Here is a 17,862-nt window from a genome sequence, read left to right on the forward strand (position 1 = left end):
CCCATCCACCCATCCACCCATCCACCACTCCCTCCCTAATGGAACCAATCATTCAACTACGCGGCATCTCCAAAGCCTTTGGTAAGAGCGTGATTTTAGATGGGATGGATTTAGATATCTATCCAGGGCAAGGTTTGGGCATAATCGGGCCGTCGGGAACGGGAAAATCGACCATTTTGCGCATCATTGCGGGATTGCTCGCCCCAGACGAGGGCGAAGTTTGGATTCGCGGCCAAAAGCGACAGGGATTGATCGAAGATGGTAACGATCCGGTGTATATCGGAATGGTATTTCAGCAAGCCGCCTTGTTCGATTCGCTCACCGTCGAGGAAAATGTTGGCTTCCGCTTATTTCAGCAATCGCGGATCTCGCGCCAAAAAATTCGAGAGTTAGTCGAAGCTAAACTAGCAATGGTCGGTATGGTAGATGTTGCAGATCGCTATCCTGCGCAATTATCAGGGGGAATGCGCAAGCGTGTCAGTTTCGCACGAGCGATTATGTCCAACCCCGAACGCCCCGAAGACAATCCAGAAGTCTTATTATACGACGAACCAACGGCAGGGCTAGACCCGATCGCGTCTACGGTGATTGAAGATTTAGTCAGAGACTTGCAGCATCAAGCTGGCTGTGGCACATATGTCATGGTCACGCACCAAAGTAGCACGATTAGGAGAACTACCGATCGCATTGTCTTTATTTATCAAGGCAAAGTGCAATGGGATGGCAAAACAGACGATATCGATACTACCGACAACCCCCTGATGCGCCAATTTTTCAATGCCAGCATCCACGGCCCAATTCATGTCATCGATTGAGTTAAGGTTGAGGAAACGATAATTATCGATATTTAGCGATCGATATAGCATCTGATATATTGACGTTATGAAATTAATGTTGCAATCTTTTGAATTTACTACTGCTAAAATATCAGACACAGGTCAAATATCATACTTTGAGAAACAAGGTAAATATTTAGATGTAGAATTAGATGCTAATACAGTCTTAACATTAGTCCTTGCGTCTACTGAAACTCTTGCATCAGAAGATAATACTCAGCCATCTTTCCTAATCGGTAAATACCCCATCACTCAAAAGCAATGGTATAAAGTGATGAAAAGTTTTCAATACGGCGGTAATTTAGGTTTTAAAAAACCTGTTATGGCAAGTTGGGTAGATGCAATGGAATTTTGCGATCGACTATCCCACAAAGAAGGTAAAGAATATCGACTACCTACAGAAGCAGAATGGGAAATAGCTTGTCGCGCTGGCTCGAAAACTATTTTTAGTTTTGGAAATATTCTAACGCCAGATTTAGCTAGTTTTGGAAAAGATTCTTCGATTACAGGTATTAGGTACAAAACAACATCGGAACCAATTATGAACGTGGGTATGTTTCCACCCAATGATTTTGGCATCCATGATATGCATGGAAATATTTGGGAATGGTGCTTAGAAACACAACCTAACCCATATCCAGGATTGCGTCCAATTCGAGGAGGTGCATACTATAGTCCTGCCGAAAGTTGTGGCTGTTCTTCCCAAGGATCTTTTCGCTATAGACATAAATTTGGTGTCGTAGCTATCGTGGCAAAGGTTTCACGAGCAGCATCAAAGAATCGCAAGGCAGCGTCAGGATTGTTCTGAGAAATATATGTATAGATCTCGTCAAAGTCTTGACTAGCCAGAGGTGAAATCTGAAGACGCAAGCTCATGGTTTGATAAGATTAGAGCGTTTTTGCTCCCACCAGTCATCATTAACTTCGATAGGTTCGCCACTTTCGAGTCCTTCAATGAGCATTCCTTCGAGTCTTTCTCTTTCTCTTTCTCGATCGAGAAGGTTCCGTAGGTAACGATCTGTAGACTGAAATCCATTTTTAACAACCTGACTTTCAATGAAAGCTTGTAGATCTTCAGGTATAGAAAATGTAACTGTAACCATTTGGGCTTGCTCCAATGCCAATAAGTTGACAACTATATTTTAATCGATGCCAATAGCGTTTGACCGTTCATATTTAGCACTCCTAAAATCCTAAATCCATTTGCGCCGCTTTAGCCGCAACCAATATCTCCTCATCTGACTTAGTACCCCAATCCGGATCGCCAATTTCTTCATAGAATTTTTGGTCGTAAGGACGAGTACGAACTACCACAGGCATCGGGACGGCATGTCCCAAGACTAAGGCTTGTTGTTTGGAATCTAACTTAGCCAAGACCGATTTTAATCCCTGCGCGCCAGATACGCCTGTAAAGATGGCGTCGATATCTTTTTCGTCGTTAATTAACGCTGTAATTCGCGTGCCGATTTGGGACATAATTTCGTTATCGATGCCCGACGGACGTTGATCGACGATGAGTAATGTCACGAAAAATTTCCGCATTTCGCGGGCGATCGTGCCGAAGATGGTACTTTTGGCAATAGCCGGATCTAAGAATCTGTGTGCTTCTTCGATCGTGATAATCAGCGGATAAGGTCGATCGGATTCTTGTTTGCTTTGGAGGTATTGTTCGGCTTTATTTACATATAATTTATGAATCCGGCGGGTGAGCATATTTGTCACCAACATATAAGATAATAAATCTGACTGGTTGCCAAATTCAATCACGACATTTTTGCCAGCACTGAGCGATTGAATCAAGCTTTTGAGATTATCTTGACGGCTAATCGGACGCAGGTATTTGAGCTTTTCTAAGCGCATTAATTTACGCTGTAAAGACGCGATCGATCCTTTATGTCCCTTGCCCGATTCGCAGAAGATCGTAATATCTTCATTACTCATCTCCAACAGCCGACTAATCCAGCTAGAACCATATTCCGCCGCCAAAATATTCGCATTATCCAGACTGGCTTCCGAGAGATTTAACTCGCGCGAGACTAATTGCAAGTCCTCGATATCGATCATCTCATAGGTGAGAAACAGCTCCTGCGCGTCGCGAATGCCCCTAGCGCGACTGGATTCGGGATCGAGAGTGTAAACGACTACCTCATTGGGAAATAATTGCCTCAAGCCTTTAACGGTTTTGACATTTTTGCCTTCTTGTACGGCTTCCCAACCGTATTCGGAGTGCATGTCGAAGATCAAATTGACGGCGACTTTTTTGCGAATGACGCCAGCGAGTAATAGTCGCGTCAGAAATGATTTACCCGTCCCCGATTTACCAAATACCCCGTTACTGCGCTCGACAAACTTTTTGAGATCCAGACAGACGGGTACATCCATATCTAATGGTTGCCCGATCGAAAAATTCTTGCGCGTCGGATCGTCTTCCCAGCCGAATACCGATCGAAAGTCGTTCTCATTGGCGTCAAATACTTGGCTGAAGTGGCTGGGAACTGTCTTGACAGGTAAAAGCTCCCATTCCATATTTGTCTGTGCTTCAAAGGACGCTAAGGCGGCTTTACCATTTTCGCCTTTAGCTTTTTTACCTTTGCCATTCCCATTGAGACTCGCACCGCCATTTAGCGATGGGGGAATTTGGCTGAATTTATTGAGCATCAACATCGGCGAAAGATTTACCGTGCCGTATGTACCACTCCCCGACAAAACATCGAGCAAAAAGTCATCTTCGGGATGAGGCGGATTGACTAAAATTCGATCGCTCGATGTCCCCAGACAGACATCTGTTAATAGACAAAAGAAGTCATATTGTCGTCCGCGCACCACCAAAAATTTCCCCACCCGCATATCTTCCACAGAGATATCTGGATGCAGTCTTACTTCCAAGCCGCCAGTGAGCGAACCTTCAATTACTGAGCCGAGGGGTTTATTCATAGAATGGTAGATCCAAAAATGCCGATGCGCTCAAACCCTCACCGCTGAAAATTTTTCGGTTGGGATGTTATTTTTAATAGTCATAGCACAAACTTACCATCAATGCGTTGTGAATCTGGTTTTAGTCTGGGAATTTTGACGATCGGATCGCGGTTGCATTTAGTAATCTTGTAATCGATCGCCAAAAAAAACACCGATCGATCGCGACAATTTGAGATTGTCGATCGATTGGTGCTGTAAATTTGACTCATTAGAGCCAGGTTTGCAGGAGATAGCTGCGGTTAAATTCGGTTCGGGCTACTTGGTTGCCGAGCATTTGCCAGCAGCTAATTGTTTTTGGTGCGCGGTAAGTTCGGCGGGGTGGGATGCATCCATCCATATTAAATTCGGGATGGTTGTCAGCCCCAAGATTGTTAGCAGTAGGGCGGCGATCGAAATTTTGGATAGTTTAATACTGGCAAGAGCTGTCAGAGCGGAATCTACTGGCTGATTGACGTTAGATGAAATTGAGGCAAAAGTCATGTTTTTTCTCCTAATTTCTGTCGGTATGTACGATGAGCAGTTGACTTCGTTCGCAAAAACACGGCGATATTATTTAGCCGCCACGCTTTTACTGGGGAGATCTTCGATTTAAGTTGAATACTTCGACCCCCATATTCTAACGTCGTCTTTTGGCAAGTGAGGATTCCACGCGATCTCGATTTTTGCAGATCGATCGTTGAAACTAGTTAGCTTGATTGGGATGAGCCGATCGATCGAGTTACAGATTTTATGGATCGCGATCGAGTCAAAACGATCGTCGATCGCACCCGTAACGTTTGTTTCGCCTAGCCTGTGACGATTTATGTAGAAATGTTAAGATAAAAACAGCAATTATTTCCTCGGTCGTGCAAATGTCGAAATCTTCTCTGCCAAAAGTTGTAGTTATTGGTGCTGGTATCGGTGGATTGACAGCAGGTGCCTTGCTGGCAAAACGGGGATATGAGGTGACGATCTTCGATAGTGCGATCGTCCCTGGCGGCTGTGCGTCTACATTTAAGCGTCAAGGCTTTACATTTGACGTGGGTGCGACTCAAGTCGCCGGATTAGAACCAGGCGGCATCCATCACCGCATCTTTAGCGAATTAGAAATCGAATTACCGCCAGCCACACCTTGCGATCCGGCTTGTGCGGTATTTCTACCAGGTGAAACCACCCCGATTAACGTCTGGCGCGATCCAGAGCGGTGGCGAGCCGAACGCCAACAGCAATTCCCTGGGAGCGAACCCTTCTGGCAATTCTTGCAGCAACTGTTCGCAGCAAGCTGGGAGTTCCAAAGCCGCGATCCAATTCTCCCCCCACGCAATTTGTGGGATGTAACGCAATTAGTCGGCGCATTGCGACTAAATACCCTAATTACCGTTCCATTTACACTCTCGACAGTTGGGGACGCACTCAAATGGTTTGGATTGGATGGCAATAAACGGTTGCGGACGTTTCTGGATTTACAACTCAAACTTTATTCTCAAGTCACCGCCGCCGAAACAGCCTTGTTATACGCAGCAACCGCTCTAGGCGTCTCTCAGACACCCCAAGGACTCTATCACCTTCAGGGGAGTATGCAGGTATTGAGCGATCGATTGGTGGCCTCATTAGAGCGCGATGGTGGGAAGTTATTGATGCGGCATACGGTCGAATCGATCGAATGCGACGAGAATGGCGTCACAGGCGTAACCGTCCGCAATCAAAAAACGGGTGAAACTCGGACGGAAACCGCCGCTCAAGTGGTGGCAAACGTCACGGCACAAGATTTAGTCAGATTGCTCGGCGATGCGGCTCCTAAGTCCAATCCCATCCCCTTATTATCGCTCGACGGCTATCGATCGCGCGTCAAGACTTTACCCCAAGCTTCAGGGGCATTCGTCGTCTATTTAGGCGTCAAAGAGACGGCAATTCCGGCAGGATGTCCGCCGCATCTGCAATTCCTCTATGATTACGACGGCATCATCGGCGAAAATAATTCCCTATTTGTCTCCGTCAGTCATCCCGGCGACGGACGCGCACCTGAGGGCAAAGCGACAATTATTGCCTCTTCATTTGTCGATCCCAATAAATGGTACGGCGAGGGTATCGATTATGACGCTATGAAGGCTGAATATACCGCCACAGCGATCGCTAAATTAGGCGAATATTTCGATCTATCACCCGAAAATATCATCGTCACCGAAGCCGGAACGCCTCGGACTTTCGAGCATTATACCGGACGCGATCGCGGTATCGTCGGCGGCATCGGGCAACGGGTCTCGACATTTGGGCCTTTTGGCTTTGCCACGCGGATTCCCGTCGATGGACTGTGGATGGTGGGCGATTCTACCCATCCAGGGGAAGGTACGGCAGGAGTTAGTTATTCGGCATTGACTGTGGTTCGCCAAATCGAGCAACAGGTAGGGGGTTGAATTAATCGCTCGATGTTTGCAGATATGTGGTTGAGAGCGTAAGTCTCCACCACGTATCTGCTTGGGGTGTCCATAAATCGTAGAAGAATCGATTTATAATAAATTCGATCGTCACAACGTTCAGATCCTGATGAAAACTACTCCCGAACAAACGAGAGAGATTATCCGCTGGGGGCATCAAAATCGCCGGATGCTCAGAGAAAAATATCGTCGTCAGTTTGTTGCTTATAGTGCTAATCGGCTTTTGGCTGCGGGGAACGATTGGGATTTGGTAGAAGCCCTTGCCACAGCCGAGGGAGAACCCTATTTGGTGAAATGGATTCCCGCGCAGACATCAGAATTTCAATTTTTTTGGTTTAAATTCTATGGCATGGCACGTCATGAATGGGAGCCAGAATATCCCGTCACATTGGGCAATGGCTCTGTGAGTCACGATGCATTAATGTTAGTAGATTCTGGGGCAGAATTGAGCTTGATTAGCCTAGAGATTGGTAAATTGTTAGGCTTTCGGTTGGCAGATCGAGAAATTTTGCTAGATGGTACTGGTGTTGGTGGTGAGATCCAATATGTCAACCGCGAAATAGATCTAACTATCGACGGGCATAGTTTTACAGCCCCAGTGGCTTGGCTGCAAACTGAAATTACCGATGCGCCCTTATTATTGGGAAGAGAAGTGGTATTCGATCTATTTAATATCGAGTTTATCCAAGCAGAGGAGAGGATCGAGTTTAAGTGGCGCGGCGATCGATCGGTAGCTTGAGCTATTTAATCGACAGCCGATCGCTGTATACTGGCATTGAATTGACGATCGATCTTCGTCTAGCTTGAAATTCCTTTAAAATTGTTATGCCTATTCTCGATCGACAAGGGAGATTATTTGGTAAATTCAGCCTCCTCGACATTGGTGCTGTCCTAGTAATGTTATTTGTGGTCGTGGGGATTTTTCTTTCGCCTGGTAATACCGGACGAATTAACGGTCAAGATAAAGCTCAAGCAGTAGAAGCCGATGTGATCGTTAGAGGATTGAACGTGCTCAATCCTGAGTCCCTAATGCAGCAATTCAGCCCAGGTAACAAGTTAAGTTTTGTGATCCGCAACCAGCCAGCCGGACAAGTAGATATTAAATCAGTCCGTCAGCTCGATCGCAATTTAGCCGTACCCCAAGCCGATGGCACTGTCAAAGCCATGAAAGATCCCAGACCCGATTCCTATAGTATCGATATGATTATTACCGTAACTGGTAACGGTCAGAAAACCAAAGAGGGACTGGTACTAGGTAATACCAAAATGAAGATCGGTACCCCAGTGGAAATCGATCAACTCAATTACAATTTCAACGGTACCGTCATCGATATCCGCTATCTCAATAAGTAAGGGTATGGGTGGATGGGTGGATGAGTGGATGGGTGGATCGATGGGTAACAGGAAGACGCTTGCGTAGAAAAATTTACTATCCACTATCCACTATTCACGATTCACGACCCTCTACCCTATACTCCCACTTCACTCGGTTGCGCGAGCGTCGCGATGATATCTAATAGATCTCGATCGGATTGGGGTTTGGTGAGGTAGTCTTTAGCTCCTAGAGTCATGGCGAGATCGCGGTGTTTTTGGCCGCCGCGCGTGGTGAGCATGACGATCGGAATTTGGGAGAATTTGGGATCTTGGCGACAATAGCTCAGAAACTCGAAACCGTTCATTTGGGGCATTTCGATATCGCAAACTACCAGGCGGATGCGGGGATGTTCTTGGAGTCGGAGGATGCCTTCGCGTCCGTGGCTGGCTTGAATGACTTGACAGCCAGCTTTGGTGAGGGAGCGAGCCAAGCTTTGGCGTTGGACGAGGGAATCATCGACGACCAAGACTTGTATCTGTCTCCCGGCGGTGGTGGAGTTGCGGTTGTTGAGATCGCCGAGGGTAGCTGCTACTTCTTCGGGAAGTGGCGAATCGCTGGCTGGAGCTAGTGCTGGTTGGGTGGTTGCTGGGATGGTAGGTGCTTTGGCAGGGATGGACTGAGCGACAGCGGCGGTACTGGATCTAACGCGAGCGATTAGTTCGACGGGATCGAGTGCTAGCGTCAGACTGCCGTCGCCCAAGACGCTGTAGCCTTGAATATAATTGGGCAATTCAAAGGTTTGACCGAGCGATTTGACTACTAGTTCTTGCTCCATCAGGATCCGGCTGACTTCGAGACAAATTTGTTCGTCTTCGATCTCTAGCAAGAGTAAGGCATTGATGCTGTGTTTAGATTGGATGGGGAACAGTGTGCTAGCAGTAAGATCGCCAGCGACGATTTGGCACCGATAGTCGAGGAGACTATTAACGGCATAGATCGGAATTAATTTCTGTTCGGCACCTTCACCCCAGCGTAAAAATGTGGATGAATCTCTGTCTGAGAGCAGTGATTGGGAGACGATCCGATCGGGTGATGGTAATAACACCTGCGAGATGGCGTCCGATCGCAAGGCGTGGACGAAGCCTTGAGACTCACAAATCATCAACCGCGTAGTGGTGAGATTGAGGGGGAATTGCATCACAAAAGTGGTACCTTTACCAGCAACAGAGCGCACGTCGATCGTCCCCTGTAAGGCTCCAATTCGGTCGCGCACGACGTCTAAACCGATGCCACGACCGGAAAGATCGTTAACTTTGTCAGCGGTCGAAAATCCGGGGGCAAACATGATTTCGGCTAATTCGGCTTCGGTGGCTGCGTGACTGGCTGGCAGCAGGTGCATATCGATCGCGCGCTGGCGAATTTTATCCCAGTTCAAGCCTTGGCCGTCATCGCTGACTTCGATTTTGGTACGGTTGCCTTGGTGATAGACCTGGATTGTCAATTGTCCGGTCGGCGATTTGCCTTGGCTGGCGCGTGTTTCTGGCGGTTCGATGCCATGGTCGTAGGCATTCCTAACTAGATGCAGTAAAGGATCGTAGAGTTTTTCGGCAATGATTTTATCGATCGAAACTTCGCTACCGATCAGTTGTAATTGGGCGGGTTTGCGATGAGAGGCGACCATTTGCTGGAGCAAGCGCGGGAAGCGATTGAGCACGCCAGCAATTTCCACCATTCTGGCTTCAAATAGTTCTGACTGGGCATCGGCGAGTAGTTGCTTGCGTTTGCCCAAGGTCATCCGCGATCGCTGGGTCATTTCTGCCAGATTACTCACCTTGAGGCCGAGTTCGGCTAGCTCGTCGGTGAGATTCTGGATCGAGATGCTCAAGTCGCTATAGACATCTAATTCGAGACTATCGAAATGAGCGGCGATTTCATTAGCCGCTTTTTTGCCTTTTTTAGGCTTATTTTTGGTAGCTTGTTTGCCTCGCGCAGCCATTTTTTGACGTTCGTCGATCGTGGCATTTTTATCAGCCCAATCGCTGACTAGACGTAGCTTTTGTTCGCAGCGACGGTATTGCTCGACCGTAGATTGGGCGAGTCTTTGCAATTGCTCGGCGCGGAGGAATTGTTGGTTATCGTCGATCGTCAGTTCGCCGATCGCATGACTGAGCCGTTCGAGTTGGATTGTCGCCACGCGCACGCTTACTAGCGCATCGGGTACCGCTTCGCGTTCTGGTGCAGTCCGCTCTGGTGCAGACGAATCGAGGTCGTCGGTAGCGGCTGCTGGCTGTCCGAGCCAAATCGATTGGAAGATGCGATCGATTCCCGATTGGGTGCTTAGAGCTAGTTGGGAGTTGGCATTGGAAATATGCGTCAACTGCGAGCTATCGATGGCTTCGACGAGATATTCTGTCCGATCTGGTGCGAGACGATAGTTATCTGATTCTGGCTCAAACGATCCAATCTCGACAATCTCTAAATCGGCATCGACTGTCTGATGCAATCGATCGTGCTCTTGCGGCTCGTCGTAAATTTCGCTCGGAGTAGTGTTATCGACTAAGGATAACCATTCCGAAGAAACAGTCGCATCGCTAGTTGTTGTGGTTTCGGTGGTGGTAGTAGTGTCGTTATCGACCAATGAGAGCCACTCCGCAGCATCCGATTCGGCGGTCGTGGTTGCAGCCGGAGTAGTGTCGTTATCGACTAGAGATAACCATTGCGCTGCATCCGATTCGGTAGTCGTTGTGGCTTCAGTCGAAGTAGTTTCGTCACCGACTAAGGATAACCATTGCGCCGCATCCGATTCGGCGGTCGTGGTTTCAGCCGGAGTAGTTTCGTCACCGACTAAGGATAACCATTGCGCCGCATCCGATTCGGTCGTCGTCGTGGCTTCAGCCGGAGTAGTTTCGTCATCGACTAAGGATAACCATTGCGCCGCATCTGATTCGGTCGTTGTCGTGGCTTCAGCCGGAGTAGTGTCGTCATCGACTAGAGAGAGCCACTCCGAAGCATCCGATTGGTTAGTTGTGGCTTCAGCCGGAGTAGTTTCGTCATCGACTAACGATAACCATTCGGCAGAACTAGCTTCACCTGTTACTGTAGCTGTTGTCTGGGGTACAGAGTCACCCCAAGCTGCTAAGTCAGATGATACTTCACCACCAACAGAGCGATCGCCACCGACGATCGCGATTTGGGCTTGTTGAAAATTGGCTAGGGCAATCGGTGCTAGCTCCAGCACTCTAGCTGGATGACGTTCTAGTGCAGCTATTGTCATCTTGGCAATGGCGGCGATGCCTGGGAGACTGTATGAACCACCCAACTCCAATAAAAATTCGGCGAGCGAGTTGAGACTTTCTTGGACTCTACCTACATTTTGACTGGCGATCGCGATCGACAGATCTTCGAGATCTTGAGGGATACTATCGGTAAAAATGGAGCCGATCACATCGAAACCGAGTTCGGCAGCGGTTGGTAAGGGAGTTTCCCGCCCAAAAAAGTCGCCTAAATGAGTTTGTAACCGTGCAAATAGCGATGCCGTCCGTTCGAGAGTCGCGGCTTCGTCGTAAGGAACTCCCGCCAACAGCGCGCTTAAAGGATCGTACAGACAATCGTATCCTTCCATTAGGAGCAGCCCCAGTTCGGGATCGATCTCTAATTCGGGCGGATAGAGTGCCTGGAAGACATCTTCGAGGTGATGGGCGATCGTTTCGATCGTTTTGAAGCCACAATTAGCCGCGCTACCCTTAATAGTATGCGCCGCACGCATGAGGGTATGGACGCGCTCGATCGTTTTTTCTTGAACCAGACTCAGCAGTGTTTGTTCGATCGTTTGGAGTAATTCCGCCGCTTCGATCTCAAAGTATCGATCGAGTGACTCTTGAAAATCTAGATCGTCGGTCATAATTCAGTAGTGAACAGTGAACAGTGAATAGTGAACAGTCAATAGTGAACAGCGAACAATGTTTAGCGAACAATGTGTAGGAGCGACCCAAAGGGTCGTCCGAAAGTGAGTAACGATTGATGTACTAATGAGTCCAACTACTGTCCACTGTTCACTGTTCACTATTCACTGTTCGCTGATTAATCCACCTTAAATCGACTCACACTAGTCTCCAACACTTGCGAAGTAGCAATTAACTGTTGGCAAGATTCGGAGATTTGGAGTGCGCTGTCGGAGCTGAGATTGGCGATCGTGGCGACGTCGATCATCGCTTCGCTGAGTTTTTGGGACTGTTTGGTTTGAGTGCCCGCAGATTGACTGATGGCTTGGACGAGTTCGCTGATCTGGGTGGTAGCTACGACGATCTCGCTGAGGCTCTGTCTGGTTTCGTTGACCAAATTCGTACCTTGGACGACTTGAGCGATCCCAATTTCCATGGCTTCGGTAACGTCGTTGGTGTCGATCCGGATTTCATCTACCAGGCGTTCGATTTCGGTGGTGGCATTGGCAGATTGATAAGCCAGGGAGCGCACTTCGTCGGCTACAACTGCAAATCCTTTACCGTATTGACCCGCGCGGGTGGCTTCGATCGAAGCATTCAGTGCGAGCAGGTTGGTTTGGGTTGCGAAGTTTTCGATTAGGTTGACGACTTTAGAAATCTTTTGGAAGGTTTCACCCAGACGTTTGATTTTCTTAGCTGTCGTCGATACGGTAGAGCGGATTTCGAGAATCTCTTCTACGGTGCTTTCCATCAACGTGTCGCCGTTTTGGACAGTACGGTTGGCGGATTGAACGACTTGTTCGACTTTTTGAGCGAATTCGGCAACTTCTTTACTAGAAGCAGCCATCAGATCTACTTGGATCAACGCCCGATCGAGTTGTTCGAGTTCTTGTTGAGCTTGAGCGGAGAGATTGTTTACCAGCAGGTTGTTTTCGCTGGAGGTGGTACTGACGCTAATTGCAGCGGTCTGAACTTGACGGACTAATTCCCGCAAGCTTTGAATCGTGGTGTTGTAACCATCGGCGATCGTGCCGATCTCGGTTTCAGATAGCGGCGCACGGACGGTTAAATCGCCTCGGAAGGAGGGGCCGATCGCTTTCAGGACGCGCAGAGCCTCCGATTCCAATTCTTGGCGATTTGCCCGCTCTCGATCGACGATCGCCGAGAGTTCTTGTTCTTGAGTACGGACGCGCTCTAGATATTCAGATAGTTGCAGTGCCGTACCGATTTGCATGGCAACTTGTTCGACGATCGCACGTTCGGAAATGTCCCAAACGCGAGGCGCATCGTTTTGATAAAGACCCAGCAGTCCCCACAATGTTTGACCCACAAAGATCGGTGCCAGCACGTATGCTTTAGCTTGATATTTTTCTAAAGACTGAACGTAGCATTCCGGGAAGTTTCTGGCATAGATATCGTTAACCGCTGTCGATTTTTCACCTTGAGCGTATTTACCACCTTTGGTATTTTGGAGGTGCGTATCGATTTCCGTAATATCTTTGGTTCCCCATTTGCGCAGAACGCAACGATCGTTCTGGGTGCGATCTCCACTGAGAATGCGATCTTTGTCCTGTTCGACTAGTAACGATACCCAGCCACTACCGACAGATTCAGCCACAACTTGACCGCTCCAGTCTGGGTTGAATTGATAGACGACCGCTCGATCGGTTTTAGCAGCTTGGCGGATTTCTTGAACCACAGTGCTAAATACATCATCGACGACTAGGGATTGGCGAATCTTATCGGCAATCCGATTGATGGTTTGTTCTTGTTCGGCACGTTTTTGGAGTTGCTCGATATAATCGAGTTGCTCCATGGCAATCCCGACTTGGAGGGCGATTTGTCTGAGAGTTTCGACCTCATCTTCCTGCCATTGATACGCCGCCGAGTTGTGATAGACACCCATCAGTCCCCACAATTTGCGATCGGCACCAAAGATCGGGGCGATAATATAGGCGCGGGCTTCCATCTGTTCTAACAGTTGGACGTGACAAGTTTGATGGCCAGTGGTGTAAATATCGTTAACTGCCAAACAACCGCCATCTTTATAACGTCCGCCTTGAGTGCGTTGTAAGAAGGTATCTTGAATAAACGGAATCATTTTGACTAGATCCGACCAACCTGGGGCAGCAGATTCAGCGACAAATCTGCCACTAAAGTCGGGGTTGAATTGATAGATTGCCGCGCGCTCGACGTTTAACAGCTTGCGAGTATCGAGAGTGGCAGTTTGCAAAACATTCTGGACGCTTTTAGCAGTCCGCAAGCGTTCTTGCATTTTGGCCAAGCCGCGCTCGCGTTCGAGTTGGCGTTCCATCCGAATGTTCTGAAACTGTGCCTGACGGCGGCTGGCGGTTTGTTGGAGCGGGAAACTAAAGGTTTTGGCAAACTCCACCATGGCATCGATTTCAGATTGCTGCCAGTTGCGGGGGCCAGAGTTTTGATAAACGCCGAGTAAGCCGATTAACTGGTTGCTAGCGACGATCGGCACGACGATGTAAGCTTTCATTTGGAAGGGTTCGAGCTTTTCCATCACGGCGCGATCCAAGCCTCTAGTCTGGAGATCGTTGACCACGTAATAAGGCTTGTAGTTTTCGCCAGTGACGTAGTAATCGCCATCGAGTGAATTGCCAGCTTTGGGCCAATTGTTACCGACAGATTCGCCGATAATTTGACCGCTCCAATCTCGATTGTAAGCGTACACCATCGCCCGATCGGCTTGGAAGTGATGGCGAATCTCATCTAAGGTGTTCTGGATCAATACCTGAGCTTCGCCCTCGATCGCGGCCAACAGGTCGCGGCGTTGGGATAATTGCAGGAGGGGTTGATTGGGCTGAACCGCCAGCGTCAGTTCTAGCGATAATTGTGTCAGAAAAGCAGTCTCAGCTTCCGACCATTGGCGGGGTCGATCGCATTGGTGAACGACGAGTAAACCCCAGACTCTACCCAAGCTGAAGGTATTAGTCGCCGCAGAATAACCATTAATTAAAATCGGTAGGGCAACAGTTGCCTGAACCTGATACTGTTCTAAAATTTGTTTTTGGTAAGGGCTAGTTTCGCTATTAATTAAGGCAATTGCCCGCCCAGAGCGATCGTCGGTGAGCTGCTCGAAACCAAAGCCAATCTGAGGGATTTCGGTATTGAGTGTTGGCGTTAAACCAATTTGGACGGCTTCGGCAATGACTTTGCCCGTACTAGCCCCAGTCAATTGATAAATCAGCACGCGATCGGCATTTAGCAATGCTTTGATATCGGCAACTGCACTAGTGAATGCCGCCAACGGTGATGTAGATTGTCTGATCCGGAGCGCGATTTGATGAGCTTTCTCTAAATCGATACTCGCAGTTGCCGACATTCCAGTCGGCTGTGGATTAGTGCCCTGTACGGTCAAGAATCCGGCTAATTCTCTGGCTTTACGGATATTTTGACGGAGCGCGTCGGAGTTAGGACTATTCGAGTTTTCGAGTTTAGTTTGGGTCTCTTGGAGTAGCGATAATAATTGTTGTTTGGCGGTATTATTGCTAGCCGTAGCAGCGCGATCTGGATTAGACATCGGTTGTTGTGGAGGTAGGGTGACAGGATTGAGGGAATCGGTAGCTTTGTCGGAGCGGTCGTCTGCCGAACTAAATAGATTTTTTAACATTGTTAATATCTTTATTTACTAATTAAGATGTTAGACATTTAATCCGATTTTCAAAACAGACAAGAGCAAATCTTGAAGAGTAAAATTAGAGCCAAATGTACGATTTAGATATCGAAAATTACTAACTTAATTGCGGAAAATCTAGCTAATCTTAAAATACTCTTATGGAAGATGAGTCTTTGAATTTAAGCAATGGCGCGAATTATTTGCTGAAGATCGATTATTACTCGCGACTGTTGTTTGTCGTCGATAAAATAACCGCTTAAAAATAGCCGCATTCGCTCGGTGAACATCGTCTCTCCGAGTGGCAGACATTGCTGGACATTATATGTTTCGATCGTTCCAACTCGATCGATTAACAATGCTACCGTTTCATTGTGGATCTGAAACAACATCCCCATTCCAGTTGTCATTTCTGGGGTTTTGAGATAACCATTACCGCCCATCAGATGTGCTAAGTCCAGAACCCAAGTTGCTTTACCGCCATAATTAATAATGCCCAGTAATGATTCGTGCATTTGTGGCACTGGCAAAATTTCTGTCAGTAAAATCTTAATTGTCGCTTGAAGATCGATTAACGGAATCAAAGCATTTAAGTTATCACCGATCGTAAAACCTAGAAATCTTTGGTTTTCGGTATCGGCTGTAGCTTGATGAGCTAACATTTGTTTACCATTAGGAAATGGTGAGGTTCGTTCGATAAGTTTACTCATAATCGATCGCTTTTAACTTTTAATCTTGTTTCAACCTAATAAGCGATTGACTGTTTGTAATAAAGTCGGCTCATCTACTGTTTTACTCAGATAAGCATCTGCACCGCTCATATCTCCCCAAGTTCGATCGATTTGTTTATCTTTAGTCGAATAAATGACGATCGGGATACTTTGAGTTGCAGGCTCTGTTTTGAGCTTTCTACATAGCTCGAAGCCACTTTCACCCGGTAAAATTACATCTAGAACGATTAAACTTGGTTTAAATGTTTTCAATCTAAGCTCGGCTTCTTCACCACTAGTAACGACGAGGATAGAAAACCCTTGTCCTTCCAAACATTTCTTGAGTTTGTCTGCTTCTAACTTACTATCTTCGACGATTAAAATTTGACTCATAATTAATTACCTACAACAAGATATTTATCGATCATTTTTAGAACTGAATCTGCATCTACTGGCTTACCCAAAAATCCAGTTGCGCCTACCATTTTCGATCGCATTCGATCGATCAATCCATCTTTACCAGTTAAGATAATTACGGGAATATGTTTGAGACTGGGCGTTTTCCTGATTTGTTCGCAGACTTCATACCCATTAGTAATGGGCATCAACAAATCCAGGAAAATAAAATCTGGTTTATTTCTAATCAAGCTAGGCATGATTTTGAGCGGATCTTGAACTCCATAAGAGCGATAACCATGCTCTGTCAAAATCCGTTCGAGAGATTGATAAATCAAGATACTATCATCGATACAAGCAATTAATGGACTCTGCTTTTCTGATGAGTTTGCTGCCGAGTTTGGAGTTGGTGGCGCACCCGGTCGATTACCAAGCTGGTTACTCAGTTGGTTACTAAGTTGGTTGCTCTGTTGATTACTGAGTTGGTTGCTCAGTTGATTGCTCAGTTGGTTGCTAAATTGGCTACTTGCTTGGCTGTTTATTGGGCTAGTTGTAAGATCTGAGCTACTACTTCTAGTTACCCTCGATTTTGATTGGCTCGATAAATTAATAAACCCAGCACGTAGCAAAGGTAGTAAAGTACTCGTGAAATTAATCACCGATTGGCGATTGTTGGCTGCCAAGCTGCGGAGCGATCGATTGCCATCGATCGCCAGTACGGTATGATGCAGATCGGGATTACTTGCTAATTGAGCAACATCGAGCGATTTAGAGACAATAGCAAATAAACTAGGTGCGTAAGCTGCCAGCCCTACATTCGACCATTCCTGCCATGTTTGAATCGATTTAGTCAGAATCGGTTCGATTTCGAGTAGTGGTAAAACTAGATTTAATTGAGTATTACTAGCTCCAATCTGATTGAATTGATAGTATAAGCGATTGCCGCTATGCTGGCTGAACTGAATGATATCGAATAAGCTTTCGATAGTCATTCTGGCGACTAGATTGGCACACTTATCGCGATCGATTAATTCTTCAACTAATAATTCTGCTAATACATGCGAGTCTAACGAAGTTTTGTTAGGATTATTAATCTCTGCTAGCTTTTCTGGAGGTAAATCGAGTTGAGCTAAGGTGAGATTTCTTTGCCAACAGCTAATTGGCTCTAAGCCACCGTCTACCCACCCCAAACGCCCCAAGCGAAATGAGAACATCCAACCAGGATGAGTTTCTACTTTGACGGTTAAGTTGCCGCTCAAAGACTCTGTTTTAATCTTTTTTAGTTCTAAGATTAGATCTTTAAAGCTAAGTTCGACTGATTTTTCACTACCTTGCAACATTATCTGTTCACCATCACTCTATTCAAGATATTCATTTAGTTAGTTACATGCAATCGTTCATATATTAAATATTTAAAATCGAGAATCGATCGAGATATACCCATGACTTAAGGTGAATTAAATTTGGCGGCAATCTGATGTAAATACTTAGTAATTATTATAGGCAAGTGTAAGGAAAACAGATGCGATCTCGATCGCCAAGGATAGTTAATAAATTACAGTCCACAGCATCTTATCCAGATAAACTCAGCTCTAACCGAAGTCTGAATTTTGGCTATTTCCGATCCATAC

The 17,862-nt window shown here is 46.8% G+C and carries 14 protein-coding genes and 1 pseudogene; 5 read left to right on the forward strand and 10 right to left on the reverse strand.

Annotated features, from left to right (window positions below):
* The first annotated feature begins 38 nt into the window (after nucleotides 1-38).
* Both C7B77_RS07175 and C7B77_RS31020 read left to right on the forward strand, forming a co-directional pair.
* A complete protein-coding gene (locus C7B77_RS07175) occupies nucleotides 39-815 on the forward strand; it encodes an ABC transporter ATP-binding protein (RefSeq protein WP_106302099.1) in 777 nt (258 codons plus the stop codon).
* A gap of 76 nt (nucleotides 816-891) precedes the next feature.
* Nucleotides 892-1,644, forward strand: coding sequence for a formylglycine-generating enzyme family protein (locus C7B77_RS31020; RefSeq protein ID WP_245894101.1), 753 nt, complete (start codon nucleotides 892-894; stop codon nucleotides 1,642-1,644).
* On the opposite strand, the pseudogene C7B77_RS31025 reads toward C7B77_RS31020, so the two are convergent.
* From C7B77_RS31025 to C7B77_RS07200, 5 genes and pseudogenes are all read right to left on the reverse strand, one after another.
* Nucleotides 1,623-1,712 (reverse strand): annotated as a pseudogene (locus C7B77_RS31025) (type II toxin-antitoxin system RelE/ParE family toxin); the annotation flags it as partial. The gene C7B77_RS31020 and the pseudogene C7B77_RS31025 overlap by 22 nt on opposite strands.
* On the reverse strand, nucleotides 1,709-1,939 hold the full coding sequence (locus tag C7B77_RS07190) for a ribbon-helix-helix domain-containing protein (protein WP_106302133.1): 231 nt from the start codon (nucleotides 1,937-1,939) through the stop codon (nucleotides 1,709-1,711). The pseudogene C7B77_RS31025 and the gene C7B77_RS07190, both read right to left, overlap by 4 nt.
* Nucleotides 1,940-2,021: 82 nt before the next feature.
* On the reverse strand, nucleotides 2,022-3,770 hold the full coding sequence (locus tag C7B77_RS07195; protein WP_106302107.1) for a helicase HerA domain-containing protein: 1,749 nt from the start codon (nucleotides 3,768-3,770) through the stop codon (nucleotides 2,022-2,024).
* An 80-nt stretch (nucleotides 3,771-3,850) separates the two neighbouring features.
* Entirely contained in the window at nucleotides 3,851-4,021 is a 171-nt protein-coding gene (locus C7B77_RS29705; RefSeq protein ID WP_181243742.1) for a hypothetical protein, read from the reverse strand.
* Between the two features lie 46 nt (nucleotides 4,022-4,067).
* On the reverse strand, nucleotides 4,068-4,292 hold the full coding sequence (locus tag C7B77_RS07200; protein WP_106302109.1) for a hypothetical protein: 225 nt from the start codon (nucleotides 4,290-4,292) through the stop codon (nucleotides 4,068-4,070).
* A 371-nt stretch (nucleotides 4,293-4,663) separates the two neighbouring features.
* On the opposite strand from C7B77_RS07200, the gene crtD reads away from it, so the two are divergent.
* The 3 genes from crtD (at nucleotide 4,664) to C7B77_RS07215 (ending at nucleotide 7,579) form a co-directional block, all read left to right on the forward strand.
* Nucleotides 4,664-6,205 (forward strand): C-3',4' desaturase CrtD, encoded by a 1,542-nt coding sequence (crtD, locus tag C7B77_RS07205; protein WP_106302112.1) that lies wholly within the window; start codon nucleotides 4,664-4,666, stop codon nucleotides 6,203-6,205.
* 130 nt (nucleotides 6,206-6,335) lie between these two features.
* Nucleotides 6,336-6,965 (forward strand): retropepsin-like aspartic protease, encoded by a 630-nt coding sequence (locus C7B77_RS07210; protein ID WP_219892023.1) that lies wholly within the window; start codon nucleotides 6,336-6,338, stop codon nucleotides 6,963-6,965.
* 86 nt (nucleotides 6,966-7,051) lie between these two features.
* Complete coding sequence (locus C7B77_RS07215) at nucleotides 7,052-7,579, forward strand: DUF4330 domain-containing protein (RefSeq protein WP_106302115.1); 528 nt, start codon at nucleotides 7,052-7,054, stop codon at nucleotides 7,577-7,579.
* 116 nt (nucleotides 7,580-7,695) lie between these two features.
* Here C7B77_RS07215 and C7B77_RS07220 read toward each other — a convergent pair whose 3' ends face one another.
* The 5 genes from C7B77_RS07220 to C7B77_RS07240 form a co-directional block, all read right to left on the reverse strand.
* Nucleotides 7,696-11,442 (reverse strand): hybrid sensor histidine kinase/response regulator, encoded by a 3,747-nt coding sequence (locus C7B77_RS07220; protein WP_106302118.1) that lies wholly within the window; start codon nucleotides 11,440-11,442, stop codon nucleotides 7,696-7,698.
* A gap of 179 nt (nucleotides 11,443-11,621) precedes the next feature.
* Nucleotides 11,622-15,122 (reverse strand): GAF domain-containing protein, encoded by a 3,501-nt coding sequence (locus tag C7B77_RS07225; RefSeq protein ID WP_106302121.1) that lies wholly within the window; start codon nucleotides 15,120-15,122, stop codon nucleotides 11,622-11,624.
* 185 nt (nucleotides 15,123-15,307) lie between these two features.
* Nucleotides 15,308-15,835, reverse strand: coding sequence for a chemotaxis protein CheW (locus tag C7B77_RS07230; RefSeq protein ID WP_106302124.1), 528 nt, complete (start codon nucleotides 15,833-15,835; stop codon nucleotides 15,308-15,310).
* Nucleotides 15,836-15,865: 30 nt separating this feature from the next.
* Nucleotides 15,866-16,228 carry a response regulator gene (locus C7B77_RS07235; protein ID WP_106302127.1) on the reverse strand — a complete coding sequence of 121 codons (363 nt, stop codon included), beginning with the start codon at nucleotides 16,226-16,228 and terminating at the stop codon, nucleotides 15,866-15,868.
* A 2-nt stretch (nucleotides 16,229-16,230) separates the two neighbouring features.
* Nucleotides 16,231-17,571 (reverse strand): response regulator, encoded by a 1,341-nt coding sequence (locus C7B77_RS07240; protein WP_106302130.1) that lies wholly within the window; start codon nucleotides 17,569-17,571, stop codon nucleotides 16,231-16,233.
* Between the last annotated feature and the right edge of the window lie 291 nt (nucleotides 17,572-17,862).

This window comes from Chamaesiphon polymorphus CCALA 037 (assembly GCF_003003845.1).
GTDB lineage: Bacteria > Cyanobacteriota > Cyanobacteriia > Cyanobacteriales > Chamaesiphonaceae > Chamaesiphon > Chamaesiphon polymorphus.